This is a genomic window from Phenylobacterium sp., assembly GCF_025934275.1.
GTDB lineage: Bacteria > Pseudomonadota > Alphaproteobacteria > Caulobacterales > Caulobacteraceae > Phenylobacterium.
In genome coordinates, this window is sequence record NZ_JAICYI010000018.1 from 14411 (window position 1) to 32503 (window position 18093).

An 18093-nucleotide genomic window follows, 5' to 3' on the forward strand; every position below is an offset into this window, starting at 1 on the left:
CCGTGGCCGGACAGGCCGCGTGCGGCTCCTTGCACGTTGACAGGGCCGCGAGCCCGCGGTTTGCCTTCAGCGCCCCCTCCGGACCCCCTGAGCCATGTCCCGCATCCGTCCCTTGAGCCTCGTTCCGCCGCTCGCCGCCCTGGCGCTGGGCGGCTGCGTCACCCACAGCGTCAGGCCCACGCCCAGCAAGGCGATCCTGGAAGCCCGGGCGCACCACACGGTGGCGATCCGGCCCAACACCTGTCCCGAGCTCGCCTCGCCTGCCGCCGTCGAGTTCGGCTTCGAGGAGAACGCCCTGAGCGAGCTCGACACGCCGGCGCTCGACACCCTCACCGCCGGGCTCGCCTGCCATCCGGGCGTGAGCGCCATCGTCGTCGGCGAGGCGGACGGCCACGGGACCGCGGCGGAGCAGCACAAGCTGGCCGGCGAGCGGGCGCAGGCGGTCGTCGCCGACCTGCAGCGACGCGGCGTCGCGGCGGCGCGCCTGACCAGCCAGGTGGAGGGCAAGGAGCCCGCGGGCGACGCCCAGCACGTGGTGATCCTGGCCCAAGGGCGACGGTGGTGACACGTTAGCCTCCGGCGCCTCCGGAGACGGGTCAGGGCTGGACGAGCACGGTCTTGACGTTGACGAACTCGTGGATGCCGAACTCGGAGCATTCGCGGCCGTAGCCGGACTCCTTCACGCCGCCGAACGGCAGCCTGGGATCGGAGCGCACGGCGGCGTTGACGAAGCTGAGGCCCGCCTGCAGCTCGTCGCGGGCGATGCGCGCGCCGTTCTGCGCATCGGCGGTGATCACGCCCGAGCCCAGGCCGAAGCGGGAGTCGTTGGCGATCCGGATGGCCTCGCCCTCGTCGCTGGCCTCGATGATTGCGACGACCGGCCCGAACACCTCCTCATCGTAGGCCGGCATCCCCGGGCGGACGTCTGCGAGCACGGTCGGCGGATACCAGGCGCCGGGCCGGTCCGGGACCTCGCCGCCTTTCAGGAGGCGGGCGCCGGCCGCGAGGCTCCGCCTGACCTGGTCGTGGATGTCGTCTCGCGCCTTGATCGACTGCATCGGGCCGAGCCGGGTCGCCGGATCGCGCGGGTCGCCCATGCGGTAGGCCTGCATCGCCTCGACGAGGGCGCGCTCGAACGCCTCGCGGATGTCGCGCACCACCACGAAGCGCTTGCCGGCGATGCAGCTCTGGCCGCCGTTGACCATGCGCGCGGCGGCAGCGATCTCCGCGGCCCTGGCGGGCTCGGCATCGCGCAGGATGACGTAGGCGTCGGAGCCGCCGAGCTCGAGCACCGACTTCTTCAGCACGCCGCCGGCCGCGCGGGCGACCTGGCGGCCGGCCTCGACGCTGCCGGTGAGGGTGACCGCGGCGACGTCCGGATGCTCGATCAGCGCCTCGGTCTCGCGGCCGGGGATCAGCACGGTGCGGAACAGGTCCTCCGGGAAACCCGCCTCGCGGAACACGGCCTCGACGGCGAGCGCGCAGCCCGGCACGTTGGAGGCGTGCTTGAGGAGCGCGGCGTCGCCGGCCATCAGCGTCGGCGCGGCGAAGCGGAAGACCTGCCAGAACGGGAAGTTCCACGGCATCACCGCCAGCACCACGCCCAGCGGATTGAAGGTGACGAAGGCCCGAGCGGAGCCCGGCGGCCCCCCCATCTCCACCGGCCGGTCGGCGAGGAAGCCCTGCGCGTGCTCGGCGAAGTAATCGCAATTGGCGGCGCACTTCTCGATCTCGGCGAGGCCCTCGGTGACGGTCTTGCCCATCTCGGCGGTCATCAGCTCGGCGAACTCGGCCTTGCGGCGGCGGAGCACGCCGGCGGCGGCGCGCATGGCCTTCGCCCGCTCGGCATAGGGCGTGCGGGCCCAGCGGGGCCAGGCGGCGCTCACGCGGTCCAGGATGGCGAGGGCGTCCTCGCGGCTGTGGCCCTCGTAGCTCCTGCCGTTCTGGCCGCTGGCGGGATCGACGGTCTCGATCCTCGGGCGCCGGGCCGGCGGGGCCGCCGGTTCGCGGGCCTGCGATGCGTCGCGTTCCGTGCGGATGGGCTCGTCCATGACGCGCCTCCCATGCCAGATGCCCCCGGCCCGAGGAGCGAACCCGCCCGCGCCGCGCCGGTTCCGGCAGTCTAGCGCATCGGGCGCGACCGCGGCGCAGCTTCCGAACCGGCCCGCAAGCGCCTAGGTAGGGCGCCATGACCGCCGCGCCCGACGGCCCCCGCTTCGACATGGCCAAGCCGGCCGGCCGGCTGCGGGCCTGGCTCGACTACCTGTGGAACGACCACGCCTACCTGCGGCTGAGCTTCTCCAACGCACACTGGATCTCGGACGAGCTGGTGCGCGCCAACCAGCCGTGGCCGCACCAGCTGGCCGTCTGGAAGGCGAAGGGCATCCGGACGGTGATCAACCTGCGCGGCGGGCAGGACGGCAGCTTCTACGCCCTGGAGCAGGAGGCGTGCGCCCGCCTGGGCCTGAAACTCGAGACCTTTCGCGTCGGCTCGCGCGAGGCGCCGACGCGGGAGACGGTGCTGGGGGCCAAGCGGCTGTTCGAGCGGATCGAGTATCCGGCGCTGATGCACTGCAAGTCGGGCGCGGACCGAGCCGGGATGATGAGCGTGCTCTACATGCACTTTCGGCAGGGCCGGACGCTGCGCGAGGCGATGGACCAGCTGGGGCTCAAGTACCTGCACGTCCGCCACGGCAAGACCGGCGTGCTCGACTACACCTTCGAGCGCTACCTGACCGAGGGCGAGCCGGCGGGCCTGTCGTTCCTGGAGTGGGTGAAGAGCCCCGCCTACGATCCGGCCGGGCTGAAGGCCGAGTTCCGCGCCGGTGCGTGGGGAACCCTGGTCACCGAGCGGCTGCTTAGGCGCGAATGAGCGGCCCGGCCGTGGATTGTTTCGGCGGCGACGTCGCCGCGCCATAATCGGCGTCGAAATGAGCGACATGGCCGTGTCCCCAAGCGCTCTGCCCGCCCGGCAGATCCTGGTCGTCGACGACGACACGGAGCTGCGCCGCCAGATGGCGGCCTATCTGCGCGAGCACGGCTATCTGGTGCAGGAAGCCGCCGACGCCGCCGCGATGGAGCGGGCGCTGGCCCAGACCGCGGTCGACCTGGTGGTGCTGGACGTCATGCTGCCGGGCGAGGACGGGCTCTCCATCTGCCGGCGGCTCGCCGACGAGGGCGGCCCTGCGATCGTCATGGTCTCGGCGATGGGCGAGGAGGTCGACCGCATCCTGGGCCTCGAGCTCGGGGCCGACGACTACCTGGCCAAGCCGTGCAATCCGCGCGAGCTGCTGGCCCGGGTGCGCGCCGTCATCCGCCGGCTGGACGAGGTGCGTGGCGGCGGCGCGCCGCGCGGCCGGACCTACCAGTTCCAGGGCTTCGTGCTGGACATGCTCCGCCGCCAGCTGCGGGCGCCGAACGGCACCACCATCCTGCTCACCGCCGGCGAGTTCTCGCTGCTGGTCGCCTTCCTCGATCATCCGCAGCGCATCCTGTCGCGCGACCAGCTGCTGGAGCTCGCCCGCGGCAGCCAGGCCGACGTGTTCGACCGCGCCGTCGACGTGCAGATCAGCCGCCTGCGGCGCAAGCTGCACGCCTGCGTCGAATCCGAGATCATCCGCACCTACCGCGGCGCGGGCTACCTGTTCGACGCGCGGGTGACGCGCCCGTGACACCGCGCCGGCGCTGGCCCGGGCCGCACGCCCCGATCGGCCTGCAGCTCGTCGGCCTCTTGCTGATCAGCCTGCTGGCGGCCCAGGCGATCAGCATGGCCGCGATCCTCTTGATGCCGCCGCCGCGGCCGGCGGTCTACCACCTGAGCGAGGTGGCCCAGGCGCTCCGCGGCGGGTCGTTGCGGACCCGCTTCGGCCGGCCGCTGATCCGCACGGTGGAGACAGAGCTGCCGGCCGAGCTGAAGGCCCAGCCGGCGCGTCGCGAGCGGGCCCGCGCCGCGCTCGCCGCCGCGCTCGGCGCGCCCCAGGCGCGCGTCCGCTACCTGCAGCAGCCCACCGCCGAGTGGCGGCTGTTCCGCGCGCTCGGCGGACAGCGGCACGGGCCGTCGCCGATGCGCGAGCTCGGGCCCACGGATCCCTCGGGGAGCGGCGCGTCGCCGCCGGCCCCGGGCGGCGGCCCAGGCTCTGCGCCGCGCGGACCGTGGCCGCGGTTCGGGCCGGGCAATGCGTTCGACCTGCCGATCATGGGCGAGTTCACGGCCGCGCTCGCGGCGCCGGATGGCCGCTGGGTGGTGGTCCGCAACGCGCCCGAGCCCTTCCCCGGCGAATGGCAGGTCCGCGCCGCGCTCTGGCTGCTGGCCGGGTTCCTGGTGGTGGCCCCGGCCGGCTACCTGTTCGCGCGGCGGATCACCGCGCCGCTGAAGCGCTTCGTCGAGGCCGCCGAGCAGCTCGGGCGCGACCCGCATGCGCCGCAGATGATCCTGACCGGCCCCGCCGAGGTGGGCGCGGCCGCCCGCGCCTTCAACGAGATGCAGGCGAGGCTGCGCCGCTATATCGGCGACCGGACGGCGATGGTGGGGGCGATCTCGCACGACCTGCGCACGCCGCTCGCCCGCATCCGGTTCAAGATGGAGCGCGCCCCCGCCAGGCTGAAGGACGACGTGCTCGCCGACGTGGCGCAGATGGAGCAGATGATCGGCGGCGTGCTCGCCTTCATCCGCGACGAGGGGCAGCCGAAACGGCGCGAGCGGCTCGATCTGCTGTCGGTGCTGGAGTGCGTCGCCGACGACGCGGCCATGCTGGGCGGCGACGTGGAGATCGTCGAGGCCGCGCCGGTCACCGTCGACGGCGATGCGGTCGCCCTGCAGCGGCTGTTCGGCAACCTGGTGGACAACGCCGTGAAATACGGCGGCGCGGCGCGCATCCGGCTCAGCCAACAGGGCGAAGCCGCCGTGGTGGAGATCGCCGACCGCGGCCCGGGGCTGGCGCTCGAGGACCTGGAGCGGGCGTTCCAGCCGTTCTACCGAGCCGACGCCTCGCGCAACCTGGACAAGGCCGGCGTGGGGCTGGGCCTGCCGATCGCCCGCTCGGCGGCGCGCGCCCACGGCGGCGACGTGCAGCTGGAGCCCGCGGCCGGGGGGCTGAAGGCGGTGGTGACCCTGCCGGCGCTGTAGGGCGCCCCTCCGCGCGGCCCTTGCGCGGAACGGCGACGCCGGGACAATGGGGCCATGTCGGGTGCGGGGCTCACGGTCACAGGGCTTTCGAAGGCGTACGGCGCGACGCCTGCGCTGGCGGAGCTCACGTTCCAGGTGCGGCCGGGCGAGCTCTACGCGCTCTTGGGTGCGAACGGGGCCGGCAAGACCACGGCGCTGCGCATCATCGCGGGCCTGCTGGCGCCGGACGCAGGATCGGTGGACGTCTTCGGCGTCGATGCGCTCGCTGAGCCGGCGCGCGCCAAGCAGCTCACCGCCTGGGTCCCCGACGAGCCGATGCTCTACGAACGGCTGACGCCCTGGGAGCACCTGGAGTTCATCGCCGGCCTGTGGAACCTGGACCCCGCCCGGGCGCAGGCGCGGGCCGAGGCGCTGCTGCGGCGGCTGGGCCTGTGGGAGGTGCGCGGCCAGCGCTGCGGATCCTTCTCCAAGGGCATGATGCAGAAGACTGCGCTGGCCGGCGCGCTGCTGCACGAGCCGAAGCTTCTGCTGCTCGACGAGCCGCTCACCGGGCTCGACGCGCGGATGGCGCGCGAGGTCAAGGACATGCTCCGCGAGCTGGCGGCGGCGGGCGCGAGCCTGGTGCTCACCACCCACATCCTCGAGGTGGCCGAGCGGATGGCCGACCGGATCGGCATCCTGCACCGCGGACGCCTGCTGGCGGAGGGCTCGATGGCGGAGCTGCAGGGCCGCACCCGGGGCGCGGGCACCTTGGAGGAGGTGTTCCTCGAGCTCACGTTGCAGCCTGCGGCCGTCGGGCCTTGAGGCTGCCCGCCGGCTCGACCGTGTGGCTGCTGGCCCACGACCTGCGGCTCGACTGGCGCCGCCGCACCTCAGTGACCGGCGCGCGCCGCTGGCTGGCGCTGATCATCACCATCGGCGCGCCGCTGTTCCTGGCCGGCGTGATGGGCGTGCCCCTGGCGCTGGCGCTCAACCATTTCGGCCCGCCGCGGGGCTGGACAGCCCAGCTGGTCGCCGCCGCGGCGCTGGCCAGCGCCTTCACCTTCATGCTCTCGCAGGCGCTCGCCGAGGTGGTGGACGCCCTCTACGAGCGCGGCGACCTGGACCTGCTGTTCTCCTCGCCGATCCCGCCGCGCCGGGTGATCACGGTCAGGGCGCTGGGCATCGCCTTCGCCGCCTTCTCGGTGTTCGGCTTCTTCTCGCTCGGGCCGCTGGCGGCGATGGCGGTCATGGGCCACCCGCGCTGGCTGGCGATCCTGCCGGTGCTCTACGCCTGCGCGCTCGCCGCGACCGGCGTGGCCCTGGCGCTTGGGGCGCTGCTCATCGACTGGGTGGGGCCCAGGCGCACCCGCTTCATCGGCCGGGCGCTGTCGGTGGGCTTCGGATCGGTGTTCTTCCTGGGGACGCAGGTGCTGGCCCTGGCCAGCGGCCAGATCTCCCGCGGGCCGGCCGTGCTGCGCCTGAGCCGGCTGGCGGCGGGCTCGGCGCCGCGTCAGATCGAGATCGTGCTGCGCGCCTTCGAGGGCGAGCCGCGGGCGTTCGCAATGGTGGTGGGCGCGCTGCTGGCGGTCTTTGCGCTCGCCACCGCCTGGTTCGGGCCCAGGTTCGCCGCCTTCCACGCCGCCGCCAAGAGCGCGCCAGCCGCCGGCGCCGCGCGGGCCGGCCGGCCGCGCCCGTTCCGGCGCGGGCTGCCGGCCGCGGTGCTCGCCAAGGAGCTTCGCCTGCTGCTGCGCGATCCCATGCTGCTGCCGCAGGTGATCCTGCGGGTGGTCTATCTGGTCCCGGCCGGCATCGTGGCGGTGCAGTATGGCGCCAGGCTCGACTTCACCGCCCTCTCCGGCGCCGTGCTCGCCATGACGCTGATGGCCAACCAGCTGGCCGGCAGCCTCGCCTGGATGACCATCTCCGCGGAGGATGCGCCTGACCTGCTGGCCAGTTCGCCCGCGCCGCGGACGGTGCTGCTGCGGATCAAGCTGGCGGCGGCGGTGGGCACGGTGATGGCCATCGTCGCCCTGGTCGCCGCGCCGCTGGCGCTCGTCGCGCCCTACCAGGGGGCGGTGGTGCTGACCGGATGCGCCGCGGCGGCCGTCTCGGCGGGCCTGGTGAACCTCTGGTGGCAGCGGCCCGGCAAGCGCAGCGCCTTCCGCGAGCGCGCGCCGGCGCCCTGGTTCGTCAACCTGGCCGAGCTGACGCTTGGGCTGCTGATCGCGCTCGCCGCCGGCCTCGCCTCGGCCCACCACCTCGCCGCCGTCGCGCCGGCCGCCGCCGCCCTGCTGGTGCTCCTGGCGCTGCGCCTGCCGGCGCGGCCGTGAGCGGGAGTCTGTTGAGAGGCGCCGCCCCTGGGTGACTCGAACACCCGACTTACCAAGGTTACTCAGGTCGGCGCAGACCCGAGCTTCGGCGGACCGACGATGAAGGTCGTCGTCCGCGCGGTATCCACCGTCACACTCGCGCCAAACCTGTTTGCCGCTTCGAAATTTTCGCCGCGGTCAACAACCCGCCCGATGGTAAATCCACGCCAGAAGACCGTCTTTCCTCGTACGTGGGCAATATACGGCTCCGCATTCAGGTTCAACGTCAGCGTGTGATTTTGAATGTCATAATCATATACGAAAGATGAGTCGCGAGATCCGTACTTCCTAAGCGGGATTCGCAAGGAGAATGATTGACCGGCGAGCAGTTTTTTGTTTGGACCCTCATCAAACTCATCTATTCTCTTGTAGTCGGCGACCGCAGTCATGGCGTCGGTGAGTTGTTTCTCCGTCGCCACCTGAGCCTGCGCCGTGGTTATCACCAGCACGGCCGTCGCCGCGATCCACGTCAACTTCATCCCGCCCCCGCTAAAGCGTCGGCGTGAAGAGGGGAGAAAAGGCCTAACAAGACGTATCCAGTGCGGCCGGTCGCCTGGTTCGGCTTGGCGCTCCGTTTCACCAGCCCCTTCCGGGAAGCCGCACCCGTCTGGGACCCAAACGCATCGCGCCCGTGCTTCCTAGCCAGAGGTGTGGTGCCGCCTGGGTGACTCGAACACCCGACCTACGCATTACGAATGCGCCGCTCTACCGGCTGAGCTAAGGCGGCCCAAGGAGGTTGCGGCGGCGCGAGGACCCGGCCGCCGGGGCGCGCCTATTTAGCGGCTCTGCGTACGATCGCCAAGCGGCGCGGCCGCCGGCGCCGGGCGGGGGCCCTCCGGCGGACCGGCGGGGCGTTGTGGCAGGAGGCGCGGCGCGAGGCTCCAGATCCCGGCGCCGGCGAGCACGCAGATCAGGCCGAACGCGATCATCGCCCAGAAGCTCGCGCCCAGCACGCTGCGGGGCCGGTCGGCGGCGGGGTCCTTGGGCGCGGCGAGGTCCGGATCGGGCGGCGCGCTCATGGCTTGCGGTCGATCAGATTGAGCAGCGCCGCTTCGAGCGGAAAGGGCGGAAAGGCCTTGGCGGCGAGCCGCGCGCGGGCGAGCGGCCGGATCACCGCCTTCGACAGGCCGAGCGCGCGCAGCTGCGGCGCCGGATGGGCCCTGAGCACCGCGGCCAGCGCCTTGGCGGCGCGCGGCGAGTGCAGCAGGGCGGCGTCGGCCTTGACCAGCGCCTCGGCCCGGGCCGGATCGAGCTTCACCGGGCCGGTCTCGTAGAGCACCAGCCGGCGGGCCGGCACGCCGTGCTTGTCCAGCGCGTCGACCAGGTCGCCCGCCGGCTCCGCCGCGCCCGCATGCAGCACCGCGCCGCGCAGCTCGCTGCGGCGCGAGGCGATGCCTTCGGCCAGGGCGTCGACGTCGCCGTCGGCGGAGAGCACGGTGCGGAACCCGGCGGCGCGCGCCGCCTGGGCGGTCGCCGCGCCCACCGCGAACACCCGCAGCCGCCGCTCGCCGGATGTCTCGGCGAAGGCGTGCACGCCGTTGGCGCTGGTGAAGGCGAGCGCCGCGACCCCGCGCAGGTCGACCTCGACGTCGGCGATCGGACGCACCGCCAGCAGCGGCGCGACGACGGCCTCGTGGCCCAGCGCGCGGACGCGCTCGGCGGTCAGCTCCGCGCCCGGCTGGGTGCGGGTGATCCAAATCGTCTGTCTGCGGCCGGCCATCCGCCGATCCTAAGGCCCAACCCGAGCGCCTGAGACAACCGAAGCCGCGGGTGGCGTCAAGCGTTAGCCGGGCGGCAAGCCGCGCAGGTCACAGGGAAATCGCCGCCCCGCCCTCGGCGCGGACCGCCTCGCCCAGCGAGACGCCCAGCGCCCGGGCCGAGGCCTCCCAGTCCGCCATCTCGGCGAGGTCGGATTCGCCGGCGCGCCGGAAGCGCAGCCGCCCATCGGGAGACAGGGCTTCGACGATCAGCTTCAGCCGCATGCCGTCGAGCCAGGCGTGCGCCCCGATCGGGGTCTTGCAGGAGCCTTCCAACGCGGCGAGCGCGCCGCGCTCGGCGGCGACGGCGACGGTGGTGGGCTCGTGGCGCAGCGCCGTGGCCCAGGGCAGGTCGCGGTCGGCCGCGCGGGTCTCGATCGCCAGCGCGCCCTGACCCGGGGCCGGCGGGCATTCGGTCGGGTCGATCAGGCTCTGCGGCAGGTCGCCCAAGCCCAGACGCCTGAGCCCGGCGAGCGCCAACAGGATGGCGTCGGCCTCGCCGGCCCGCAGCTTGGCGAGCCGCGTGTCGACGTTGCCGCGCAGCAGGGACACTTCGAGATCAGGGCGCCGGTGCAGCGACTGCGCCTGGCGGCGCAGGCTGGCGGTGCCGAGCCTTGCGCCTTGCGGCAGCGCCTCCAGCCGCTCGGCCTTGAGGCTCAGGAACGCGTCCCGGGGATCCTCGCGCTCCGGCACCGCGGCGATGCAGAGGCCGTCGGGCAGCACGGCCGGCACGTCCTTCATGGAGTGGACGGCGCAGTCGATGCGGCCGGCCAGCAGCGCCTCCTCGATCTCCTTGGTGAACAGGCCCTTGCCGCCGATCTCCAGCAGGCGGCGGTCCTGCACCTTGTCGCCGGTGGTGGTGATGACGACGAGCGGGGCGACGCGCTCGGCCTCGGCGGGGTCGGCGCCCAGCGCCTCGGCGATCCGCCGCTGCACCAACCCCGCCTGGGCCAGCGAGAGCTTGGAGCCGCGCGCGCCGATCCGCACGTGCGCGTCCGCCACTTTCTCATCACGGGCGGGCGGTTGCGTGGGCACGGAGCGCGGTCTACCTGCAAGCGTTGAACGAACTCGCTACAGGACGGGGCGCCCCCCGGCAACCGATGAGCCCCGCCCGCACCGCCCAAACCATCCTCGGCCTGGAGACCAGCTGCGACGAGACCGCCGCGGCGGTGGTGCGGCTGGCCGGTGACGGCGCCGTGCAGGTGCTCTCCTCCGTAGTGGCGAGCCAGATCGCCCGCCACGCGCCGTTTGGCGGGGTGGTGCCGGAGATCGCGGCGCGCGCCCATGTGGAGGTGATCGAGGCCATCGCCGAGCGGGCGCTGGCCGAGGCGGCCCTGAGCTACGCCGAGCTGACCGGGATCGCCGCGACCGCCGGGCCCGGCCTGGTCGGCGGGGTGATGGTCGGGCTGTCGTTCGGCAAGGCCGCCGCGCTGGCGCGCGGCCTGCCGCTCGCGGCCGTGAACCATCTGGAGGGCCACGCGGTCTCGGCGCGGCTCGCGGCGCGGCTGGACTACCCCTTCCTGCTGCTGCTGGTCTCCGGCGGCCACTGCCAGCTCCTGGAGGTGGCGGGCGTCGGCGCCTGCCGCCGGCTGGGCTCGACGATCGACGACGCGGCCGGCGAGGCGTTCGACAAGATCGCCAAGACGCTGGGGCTGCCCTATCCGGGCGGACCGGCGCTGGAGCGGCTGGCGAAAGCCGGCGATGCGCAGCGCTTCGCCCTGCCGCGCGCGCTGCTCGACCGCAAGGACTGCGACTTCTCCTTCTCCGGCCTGAAGACCGCCGCGGCGCGACTGGCCGAGGGCCTGAGCTCGGAGGCGGACCGCGCCGACCTCGCGGCCGCCGTGCAGGCCGCGATCGCCCGCCAGCTCGCCGAGCGCAGCGACCGGGCCATGGCGCTCTATGCCCGCGAGCACGCTGGCCGCGACCTGCGGTTCGTCGTCGCCGGCGGGGTGGCCGCGAACGAAACGGTGCGGCGCCGGCTGACCGAGGGGGCGGCCGCCCGGGGCTTCATCTTCGCCGCCCCGCCGCTCGAGTACTGCACCGATAACGCCGCGATGATCGCGCTGGCCGGCGCCGAGCGGCTGGCCCAGGGATTGTCTGATCCGCTGCATGCGCCCGCCCGCCCGCGCTGGCCGCTGGACGCGGCCGCCGCGCTGGCGAGCCCGACCCACGTTCCCGGCCGCAAGGGCGCCAAGGCATGAGGGTCGGAGCGTGAAGCGCGCCGGCGTCGTCGGCGGCGGGGCCTGGGGGACGGCGCTCGCCCAGGTCTGCGCCCGGGCCGGGCTGGAGACCGTGCTCTGGGCGCGCGAGCCGGAGGTGGTGGTCGCGGTCAACGAGGAACACGAGAACCGGCTGTTCCTGCCGGGCGTGGCGCTGGACGCCGGCGTGCGCGCGAGCCACGACTTCGCCGACCTGGCGCGCAGCGAGTTCGTGCTGGCGGTCGTCCCCGCGCAGCACCTGCGATCGACGCTGGGCGCCTTCGCCGGGGCCGTGGAGCCCGGGCTGCCCGTCGTGCTCTGCGCCAAGGGAATCGAGCAGGGCTCGCTGAAGCTGATGACGCAGGTGCTGGCCGAGGCCGCGCCCGCCGCGCGGCCGGCGGTGCTCTCGGGCCCATCCTTCGCCGGCGAGGTGGCGCGCGGCCTGCCGACCGCCATCACCCTCGCGTGCCCCGACCCGGAGCTCGGCTGGACCTTGGCCCAAGCCATCGCCTCCCCCACCTTCCGCCCCTATCTCGCGGCCGACATGGTGGGCGCCGAGGCCGGCGGCGCGGTCAAGAACGTGCTGGCGATCGCCTGCGGCGTGGTGGAGGGCCGCGGCCTCGGGCGGAGCGCGCATGCGGCGCTGATCACCCGCGGCTTCGCCGAGCTGACCCGCATCGCGGTGGCGCTGGGCGGCGAAGCGGAGACGGTGGCCGGGCTCTGCGGCCTGGGCGACCTGGTGCTCACCTGCTCCAGCCCGCAATCGCGCAACATGAGCGTCGGCCTGGCGCTCGGGAAGGGCGAGAGCCTGGAGGCGGCGCTCGCCGGCAAGCTGTCGGTGGCCGAAGGCGTGGCCTCGGCGCCGGCGGTCAAGGCGCTCGCCCGCCGGCTCGGCGTCGACGCGCCGATCTGTGCGGCTGTCGCGGCGATCCTGGCCGGCGAGATCGGCGTCGACGAGGCCATCGCCGGCCTGCTCGCAAGACCGCTTCGGGAGGAAAAGTGATGCCGCTGTTCGCGCTCGTCTGCATCGACAAGCCCAATTCGCTCGCGGTCCGCATGGGCGCGCGTGAGCGGCACCTGGCCTGGGCGAAGGACCAGCCGCTGAAGCTCGGCGGCCCCTTCCTCGACGAGAAGGGCGACATGGCGGGCTCGCTGATCATCATCGAGGCGGAGGACCTGGCCGCGGCCCGGGCGTTCAACGCCGCCGATCCCTACACCCAGGCGGGGCTCTGGGCCTCGGTCGACATCCGCCCCTTCCGGGTCACGATTGACAGGCTCTAGCGACAACCCGGCGCGGCCGGCCGCGGGCGTGCGGCTCTGCGAGCTGGCGGAGATTCCCGATCCGGGCGCCAAGGGGTTCCGCTTCCGCGCCGAGCGATGGCTGTTCGCAGGCTTCGTGGTGCGCGCGGGCGACCTGCTGGCGGGCTATGTGGATTCCTGCCCGCACGCCGCCTGGCCGCTCGCCGCCCTCGACGACCGCTACCTCACCCGCGATGCGCGCCACATCCTGTGCACGGGCCACGGGGCGCTGTTCCGGCTGGACGGCGTCTGCGTGGCAGGGCCCTGCGAGGGCCGGCGGCTGTTCGACTGGCCGGTGACGGTGAGGGATGGGGCGGTGTGGACGGCTTGAGCCGTCAGCGCGTGAACAGCGCCGCGATGTCGGGCCAGAGGTAGGCGACCTCCTGCAGCAGCGCGCCGCCGGGGCCGCGCTCGGAGCGCGCCGGCTCGGGCTCGCCGCCGAGATGCTCGTAGAAGCCGCGGGCGCGTCGGTTCTCCGCCAGCACCGAGATCATCAGCGAGCCGGCGCCCTGGGCGGCGAGCGCCCGCGCGGTCCCCAGCATCAGCCGCCTGCCGAGGCCGAGGCCCTGGGCTCGTTTCAGGACGTAGAGCGTGGCGATCTCCGCCTCGCCGGAGCGTCCTCGCCGGGAGGGGCTGCCCTGCGCGTAGCCCAGGAGTCCGTCCGGCCCGGCCGCGGCGAGGGTCACCTCGTTCGCACCCGGGTAGGTGAGCGCGCGACGGAACCGGCGGGTGAAGCCGGCCTCGCTCATCCGGGCGAGGTAGGCGTCGGGCAACAGGCCGCGGTAACTCTCGCGCCACGAGGCCACGTGCACGTGGGCCAGCGCCTCGGCATCCGCCGGCCCTGCGGGCAGGATGAGGATCGAGACCGACGCTCCACGGGATTGCGGCATCCTTCCACAGCTTGGCCCTGTTCGCGGCCGGTTCAAGGGCTGACCCGACTCGCATCGGCCGCTAGCCTGCCGGGCTCCGATGAACGCCCAGGCTCCGCCTTCCGAGACGATCGACCCCGCCGCGGGCGCCTCGCCCGTCATGGCGCAGTTCTTCGAGGCCAAGGCGCGACAACCGGACGCGCTGGTGTTCTTCCGGATGGGCGACTTCTACGAGCTGTTCTTCGAGGACGCGCAGAAGGCGTCGGCGGCGCTCGGCATCACGCTCACCGCCCGCGGCCAGCACGGCGGCCAGCCGATCCCGATGTGCGGCGTGCCGGTGCATGCGGCCGAGGCCTATCTCGCCAAGCTGATCCGGGCGGGGTTCAAGGTCGCGGTCTGCGAGCAGCTGGAAGACCCGTCGGAGGCGAGGAAGCGCGGCGCCAAGTCGGTGGTGCGCCGCGATCTGGTCCGCGTGGTGACGCCCGGAACGCTGACCGAGGAGGGCCTGCTCGACGCCCGCGGCGCGAACCGGCTGGCGGCGATCGCGGTCCGGGCCGGCGGCGCGGCGGTGGCCAGCGTCGAGCTCTCCACCGGCGAGGTGGAATGCCTGGCCGTGCAGGCCCAAGGCCTCGGCTCGGCGCTTGCGGGCCTGAGCCCGTCGGAGATCCTGGTCCCCGACCGGCTGTTCGCCGACGAGCAGGTCTCGGCCGCGCTCAAGGCGGCCGGCGGCTTCGTTCAGCCGGTCCCGCAGGCGCTCGCCGAGCCCGGCGCCAGCGAAGCGCGGCTGAAGCGGCTCTACGGCGTCGAGACCCTGGACGGCTTCGGCGGCCTGTCCGGCGCGGAGGTCTCCGCGCTCGGTCTGATCGCCGCGCACCTGGAGACCACCCAGGCCGGCAAGCTCCCGGCGCTCTCACCGCCCAGGCGGGCGGGCGAGGCCGACGTCATGGTCATCGATCCGGCGACCCGCGCGAGCCTGGAGATCGAAAGGACCACGTCGGGGACCCGCGACGGCTCGCTGCTCTCGGCCATCGATCGCACGATGACAGCGCCGGGCGCACGCCTGCTGGCCGCGCGCCTGGCCCGGCCGCTGCTCGATCCCACGGCGATCGAGGCGCGCCTGGATGCAGTGGGCTGGTTCTGCGAGCACCGCGCGCAACGGCAGCGGCTGCGCGAGACGCTGCGCGGCCTCGGCGACATGGCGCGGGCGTTGTCGCGCCTGGCGCTGGGCCGCGGCGGTCCGCGCGACCTGGGCGGCCTGCGCGACGGCCTGGCGATCGGCGAGGCGATCACCGCCCTGTTCGCCAGCCTGCGCGATCCGCTGGTGCAGCCGCCGGAGGAGATCGCCCAGGCGCTGAGGGCGCTGAACCCGGCGCTGCACGCCGACCTCGCTGCGTTCCGCGAGCTGCTGCGCGAAGGGTTGGGCGCCGAGCTTCCGGCGCTCGCCCGTGACGGCGGCTTCGTGGCGGCGGGCGTGCGCCCCGAGCTCGACGAGGCGCGGGCGCTGCGCGACGACAGCCGCCGCGTGATCCTGTCGCTGGAGGCGCGGCTCGCCGCCGAGAGCGGCGTAGCGCTGAAGATCCGCCACAACGCCGTGCTCGGCTATTTCGTGGAGACCACCGCCAAGGCGGCCGAGCCGCTGCTGGCCGCGCCGCTGAACGCCACCTTCATCCATCGCCAGACGCTGGCCAGCCAGGTGCGCTTCACGACCGTCGAGCTCGCCGAACTGGACGCCCGGATCGCCCAAGCCGCCGAGCGGGCGCTGGCCATCGAGGCGGACACCTTCGAGGCCTGGCGCGAGGCCGCGATCCGCGTGGCGACGGGGATCCAGGCGGCCGCCGAGGCGGCCGCGCGGCTGGACGTCGCCGCGGGGCTCGCCGAGTGGGCCGAGGAGGTGGGCGCGAGCCGGCCGGTGGTCGACCGCTCGACGGCGTTCGAGGCGGATGCGGCGCGGCATCCGGTGGTGGAGACGGCGGTGAAGCGGGCGGGGGAGCCGTTCACGCCCAACGATTGCCGGCTGGACGGCACGGGCGCGGGCGGCCCCAGGCTGGCCATCGTCACCGGCCCGAACATGGCCGGCAAGTCGACCTTCCTGCGGCAGAACGCGCTGCTGGCGGTGCTCGCCCAGGCCGGGGCGTTCGTGCCGGCGAGACGCCTGCGGCTGGGCGTCGTCGACCGGCTGTTCTCGCGCGTGGGGGCCGGCGACGACCTGGCGCGCGGCCGCTCCACCTTCATGGCCGAGATGGTCGAGACCGCCGCGATCCTGACCCAGGCGACGCCCCGCTCGCTGGTGATCCTGGATGAGATCGGCCGCGGCACGGCGACCTACGACGGCCTCGCCATCGCCTGGGCCTGCGCCGAGGCGCTGCACGAGGTGAACCGCTGCCGGGCGCTGTTCGCCACCCACTACCACGAGCTCGCCATTCTGGAGGACCGGCTGGCCTATGTGGCGAATCTGTCGCTCAAGGCTCGCGAGTGGAACGGGGAGTTGATCTTCCTGCACGAGGCCGGGCCCGGCCCTGCCGACCGCTCCTACGGCGTGCAGGTGGCGAAGCTGGCCGGGGTGCCCGCGGCGGTGGTCGCCCGCGCCAAGGCGGTGCTGGAACGGCTGGAGCGCGAGGCCGGGGCGCCGGCGCACCTGGAGGACCTGCCGCTGTTCGCCGCCGTGGCCGAGCCCGACGCCGAGTACGGCCCGAGCTTGGTCGAGGAAGCGCTGAAGGCCCTCGACCCCGACGGCATGAGCCCCCGCGAGGCGATGGACGCCCTCTACAAGCTGAAGGGGCTCCTGGCCGGATAACCATGGCCCTGCCCGACGTGATCTTCCTGAACGGCTCGTCCTCGGCGGGCAAGACCTCGCTGGCCAAGGCCCTGCAGGCGAGGCTGCCGGAACCCTATCTGCACTTCGGCGTCGACGACCTGTTCCCCTGGCTGCCGCCGCAATGGAACGGCCGCCCTGAAGGATTCCAGCTGGTCCCGCTGTCGAATGGCGAGATGCCGATGGTGGTGGGCGTCGAGGGCCGGCGCGTGATGCGCGCGTGGCGGCGGATGCTACGCGTGGCGGCCGACGAGGGGCTGAAGTTCATCCTCGACGAGGTGATGATCACCGAGGGCGCGCTGGACGAGTGGATCGAGGCGTTCGACGGCCTCGAGGTGTTCTTCGTTGGCGTCCGCTGCGAGCTCGGCGAACTGCGGCGGCGCGAGGCGGCGCGCGGCGACCGCGGCGTCGGCCAGGCGCTCTGGCAGCACGAGCGGGTGCACGCCTATGGGCCCTACGATCTGGAGGTCGACACCAGCGCCACGCCGGCGGAGGCCTGCGCGGAGACGATAATCGCCGCGCTGGCCGGGCGGACGCGGCCCTCGGTGTTCGAGCGGCTGGCCCCGGCGGAGGCCTCCTGATGCGGCTGAAGGCGCTGATGGTCGACGTGGACGGGGTGATCGTGGTCCCACGGGCGGGCGGCTGGGGCGTAGACCTGGAGCGCGACCTCGGGCTCTCGGTGGCGGCGCTGCAACGGCACTTCTTCCAGCCGCACTGGGCGGACGTCGTGCTTGGCCGCGCCGGGCTGCACGAGCGGCTGGCGCCGGTGCTCGCCGAGCACGCGCCGCACCTCACGAGCCAGGATCTCGCCGCCTACTGGTTCGCGCACGACGCCACGCTCGATCACAAACTGCTGGATGAGCTCGCGGCGCTCCGGGCAGGGGGCCTACGGATCCAGCTGGCTACCGTCCAGGAACACCTGCGCGCCGAGCATCTGTGGACTGACCTTGGGCTGCGCGAGCGGTTCGACGACCTCCACTATTCAGCCGACTACGGTTGCGGCAAACCGGATCCGGCGTTCTTCCAGGCGGTGGCGCGACGCACCGGCCATGCCCCGGGCGAGCTGCTGCTGCTCGATGACAAGTTCGCCAACGTGCAGGCGGCGCGGGCGGCGGGCTGGCTGGGCGCGCTGTGGGACGGGACCGAGAGCCTGGCCACAGCGCTGGCTCGCGAAGGCGTCGAGCTGCCCTAGCCAGTCAGCGGCCGCGGTCGATCCAGAGCCGGTCGATCACCAGCCGGCCATGGCCGAACAGGTTCGCGCCCAGGACGCCGTCGACCACCTTAAATTTCGGTCATTGGCAAAATAGCGCTTGCCAGGCGCAGCTATTTCGGTATTTTGCTAGTTAGCGAAATAGGAAACGACCGTGTCGGAAGTCTACAAGGCGCTCGCCGACCCCACCCGCCGCCGCATCCTCCAGCTCCTCCGGGAGCGGGAGATGAGCGCGGGCGAGATCGCCGAGCACTTCGACCTCGCCAAGCCCACCCTGTCCGGCCACTTCGCGGTGCTCCGGGAAGCGGGCCTCGTGAGCCCGGAGAGGACCGGCACGACCATCATCTACCGGCTGAACGTCTCGGTGCTGGAGGAAGCGCTCATGGCGCTGATGGACGCCTTTCGGCTCCAGGAGCCTGCGGCCGAGGCGAAGCGCAGTCCCGCGCTGAAGAGCAGGAAGGGAGAACCCTAG

General features: G+C 73.4%; 20 protein-coding genes and 1 tRNA gene. 14 read left to right on the forward strand and 7 right to left on the reverse strand.

Translation table 11 applies throughout. The annotated features are described in order from the left end of the window. Window positions 1-94: 94 nt before the first annotated feature. A complete protein-coding gene (locus Q0W60_RS06565) occupies window positions 95-565 on the forward strand; it encodes an OmpA family protein (protein WP_297693796.1) in 471 nt (156 codons plus the stop codon). A gap of 31 nt (window positions 566-596) precedes the next feature. On the opposite strand, the gene Q0W60_RS06570 is transcribed toward Q0W60_RS06565, so the two are convergent. Continuing rightward, complete coding sequence (locus tag Q0W60_RS06570; RefSeq protein ID WP_297693798.1) at window positions 597-2051, reverse strand: NAD-dependent succinate-semialdehyde dehydrogenase; 1455 nt, start codon at window positions 2049-2051, stop codon at window positions 597-599. Between the two features lie 137 nt (window positions 2052-2188). Between Q0W60_RS06570 and Q0W60_RS06575 the strand changes: the two genes are divergently transcribed. From Q0W60_RS06575 to Q0W60_RS06595, 5 genes are all read left to right on the forward strand, one after another. Next, window positions 2189-2872 (forward strand): sulfur transferase domain-containing protein, encoded by a 684-nt coding sequence (locus Q0W60_RS06575; RefSeq protein ID WP_297693799.1) that lies wholly within the window; start codon window positions 2189-2191, stop codon window positions 2870-2872. 67 nt (window positions 2873-2939) lie between these two features. Next, entirely contained in the window at window positions 2940-3671 is a 732-nt protein-coding gene (locus tag Q0W60_RS06580; protein ID WP_297693801.1) for a response regulator, read from the forward strand. Continuing rightward, window positions 3668-5125, forward strand: coding sequence for an ATP-binding protein (locus tag Q0W60_RS06585; protein WP_297693803.1), 1458 nt, complete (start codon window positions 3668-3670; stop codon window positions 5123-5125). Before Q0W60_RS06580 ends, Q0W60_RS06585 begins: the two co-directional genes overlap by 4 nt. Window positions 5126-5179: 54 nt before the next feature. After that, window positions 5180-5929 carry an ABC transporter ATP-binding protein gene (locus tag Q0W60_RS06590; protein WP_297693805.1) on the forward strand — a complete coding sequence of 250 codons (750 nt, stop codon included), beginning with the start codon at window positions 5180-5182 and terminating at the stop codon, window positions 5927-5929. Next, window positions 5926-7437, forward strand: coding sequence for a hypothetical protein (locus tag Q0W60_RS06595; protein WP_297693807.1), 1512 nt, complete (start codon window positions 5926-5928; stop codon window positions 7435-7437). The genes Q0W60_RS06590 and Q0W60_RS06595 overlap by 4 nt, the downstream gene beginning before the upstream one ends. Before the next feature lie 62 nt (window positions 7438-7499). Here Q0W60_RS06595 and Q0W60_RS06600 read toward each other — a convergent pair whose 3' ends face one another. From Q0W60_RS06600 to hemC, 5 genes are all read right to left on the reverse strand, one after another. Then, window positions 7500-7955: a hypothetical protein gene (locus Q0W60_RS06600; protein WP_297693809.1), complete on the reverse strand. Its 456-nt coding sequence runs from the start codon at window positions 7953-7955 to the stop codon at window positions 7500-7502. A gap of 172 nt (window positions 7956-8127) precedes the next feature. Then, a tRNA-Thr gene (locus Q0W60_RS06605) sits at window positions 8128-8203 on the reverse strand. Between the two features lie 49 nt (window positions 8204-8252). Beyond that, a complete protein-coding gene (locus Q0W60_RS06610; protein ID WP_297693812.1) occupies window positions 8253-8495 on the reverse strand; it encodes a hypothetical protein in 243 nt (80 codons plus the stop codon). Next, complete coding sequence (locus tag Q0W60_RS06615) at window positions 8492-9196, reverse strand: uroporphyrinogen-III synthase (protein ID WP_297693813.1); 705 nt, start codon at window positions 9194-9196, stop codon at window positions 8492-8494. The genes Q0W60_RS06610 and Q0W60_RS06615 overlap by 4 nt, the downstream gene beginning before the upstream one ends. Window positions 9197-9284: 88 nt before the next feature. After that, window positions 9285-10235: a hydroxymethylbilane synthase gene (hemC, locus tag Q0W60_RS06620; RefSeq protein WP_297693815.1), complete on the reverse strand. Its 951-nt coding sequence runs from the start codon at window positions 10233-10235 to the stop codon at window positions 9285-9287. A gap of 98 nt (window positions 10236-10333) precedes the next feature. Between hemC and tsaD the strand changes: the two genes are divergently transcribed. The 4 genes from tsaD to Q0W60_RS06640 are packed head-to-tail and all read left to right on the forward strand — an operon-like array spanning window position 10334 to window position 13061. Beyond that, entirely contained in the window at window positions 10334-11434 is a 1101-nt protein-coding gene (gene tsaD, locus Q0W60_RS06625) for a tRNA (adenosine(37)-N6)-threonylcarbamoyltransferase complex transferase subunit TsaD (RefSeq protein ID WP_297693818.1), read from the forward strand. A 10-nt stretch (window positions 11435-11444) separates the two neighbouring features. Further along, window positions 11445-12434, forward strand: coding sequence for an NAD(P)H-dependent glycerol-3-phosphate dehydrogenase (locus Q0W60_RS06630; RefSeq protein ID WP_297693820.1), 990 nt, complete (start codon window positions 11445-11447; stop codon window positions 12432-12434). Next, the gene (locus Q0W60_RS06635) at window positions 12434-12712 is read left to right on the forward strand and encodes a YciI family protein (protein WP_297693822.1); all 279 of its coding nucleotides are present in this window, start codon (window positions 12434-12436) and stop codon (window positions 12710-12712) included. Before Q0W60_RS06630 ends, Q0W60_RS06635 begins: the two co-directional genes overlap by 1 nt. Continuing rightward, entirely contained in the window at window positions 12699-13061 is a 363-nt protein-coding gene (locus Q0W60_RS06640; protein WP_297693824.1) for a Rieske 2Fe-2S domain-containing protein, read from the forward strand. Before Q0W60_RS06635 ends, Q0W60_RS06640 begins: the two co-directional genes overlap by 14 nt. 4 nt (window positions 13062-13065) lie before the next feature. Here the strand turns inward: Q0W60_RS06640 and Q0W60_RS06645 are convergent, their stop codons facing one another. Further along, window positions 13066-13620 (reverse strand): GNAT family N-acetyltransferase, encoded by a 555-nt coding sequence (locus Q0W60_RS06645; RefSeq protein WP_297693826.1) that lies wholly within the window; start codon window positions 13618-13620, stop codon window positions 13066-13068. Between the two features lie 79 nt (window positions 13621-13699). Here Q0W60_RS06645 and mutS point away from each other — a divergent pair, with 79 nt between their 5' ends. From mutS to Q0W60_RS06665, 4 genes are all read left to right on the forward strand, one after another. After that, window positions 13700-16393 carry a DNA mismatch repair protein MutS gene (mutS, locus tag Q0W60_RS06650; RefSeq protein WP_297693828.1) on the forward strand — a complete coding sequence of 898 codons (2694 nt, stop codon included), beginning with the start codon at window positions 13700-13702 and terminating at the stop codon, window positions 16391-16393. Between the two features lie 2 nt (window positions 16394-16395). Continuing rightward, entirely contained in the window at window positions 16396-16992 is a 597-nt protein-coding gene (locus Q0W60_RS06655) for an AAA family ATPase (protein WP_297693830.1), read from the forward strand. Next, entirely contained in the window at window positions 16992-17603 is a 612-nt protein-coding gene (locus Q0W60_RS06660) for an HAD-IA family hydrolase (protein WP_297693831.1), read from the forward strand. Before Q0W60_RS06655 ends, Q0W60_RS06660 begins: the two co-directional genes overlap by 1 nt. 172 nt (window positions 17604-17775) lie before the next feature. Next, the gene (locus Q0W60_RS06665) at window positions 17776-18093 is read left to right on the forward strand and encodes an autorepressor SdpR family transcription factor (protein WP_297693834.1); all 318 of its coding nucleotides are present in this window, start codon (window positions 17776-17778) and stop codon (window positions 18091-18093) included.

What these genes read in the sequence shown, in the direction of transcription:
- Q0W60_RS06565 (WP_297693796.1), top strand. Translation starts at nt 95, where the DNA reads ATGTCCCGCATCCGTCCCTTGAGCCTCGTTCCGCCGCTCGCCGCCCTG.
- Q0W60_RS06570 (WP_297693798.1), bottom strand. Translation starts at nt 2,051, where the DNA reads ATGGACGAGCCCATCCGCACGGAACGCGACGCATCGCAGGCCCGCGAA.
- Q0W60_RS06575 (WP_297693799.1), top strand. Translation starts at nt 2,189, where the DNA reads ATGACCGCCGCGCCCGACGGCCCCCGCTTCGACATGGCCAAGCCGGCC.
- Q0W60_RS06580 (WP_297693801.1), top strand. Translation starts at nt 2,940, where the DNA reads ATGGCCGTGTCCCCAAGCGCTCTGCCCGCCCGGCAGATCCTGGTCGTC.
- Q0W60_RS06590 (WP_297693805.1), top strand. Translation starts at nt 5,180, where the DNA reads ATGTCGGGTGCGGGGCTCACGGTCACAGGGCTTTCGAAGGCGTACGGC.
- Q0W60_RS06600 (WP_297693809.1), bottom strand. Translation starts at nt 7,955, where the DNA reads ATGAAGTTGACGTGGATCGCGGCGACGGCCGTGCTGGTGATAACCACG.
- Q0W60_RS06610 (WP_297693812.1), bottom strand. Translation starts at nt 8,495, where the DNA reads ATGAGCGCGCCGCCCGATCCGGACCTCGCCGCGCCCAAGGACCCCGCC.
- Q0W60_RS06615 (WP_297693813.1), bottom strand. Translation starts at nt 9,196, where the DNA reads ATGGCCGGCCGCAGACAGACGATTTGGATCACCCGCACCCAGCCGGGC.
- tsaD (WP_297693818.1), top strand. Translation starts at nt 10,334, where the DNA reads ATGAGCCCCGCCCGCACCGCCCAAACCATCCTCGGCCTGGAGACCAGC.
- Q0W60_RS06635 (WP_297693822.1), top strand. Translation starts at nt 12,434, where the DNA reads ATGCCGCTGTTCGCGCTCGTCTGCATCGACAAGCCCAATTCGCTCGCG.
- Q0W60_RS06645 (WP_297693826.1), bottom strand. Translation starts at nt 13,620, where the DNA reads ATGCCGCAATCCCGTGGAGCGTCGGTCTCGATCCTCATCCTGCCCGCA.
- mutS (WP_297693828.1), top strand. Translation starts at nt 13,700, where the DNA reads ATGAACGCCCAGGCTCCGCCTTCCGAGACGATCGACCCCGCCGCGGGC.
- Q0W60_RS06655 (WP_297693830.1), top strand. Translation starts at nt 16,396, where the DNA reads ATGGCCCTGCCCGACGTGATCTTCCTGAACGGCTCGTCCTCGGCGGGC.
- Q0W60_RS06660 (WP_297693831.1), top strand. Translation starts at nt 16,992, where the DNA reads ATGCGGCTGAAGGCGCTGATGGTCGACGTGGACGGGGTGATCGTGGTC.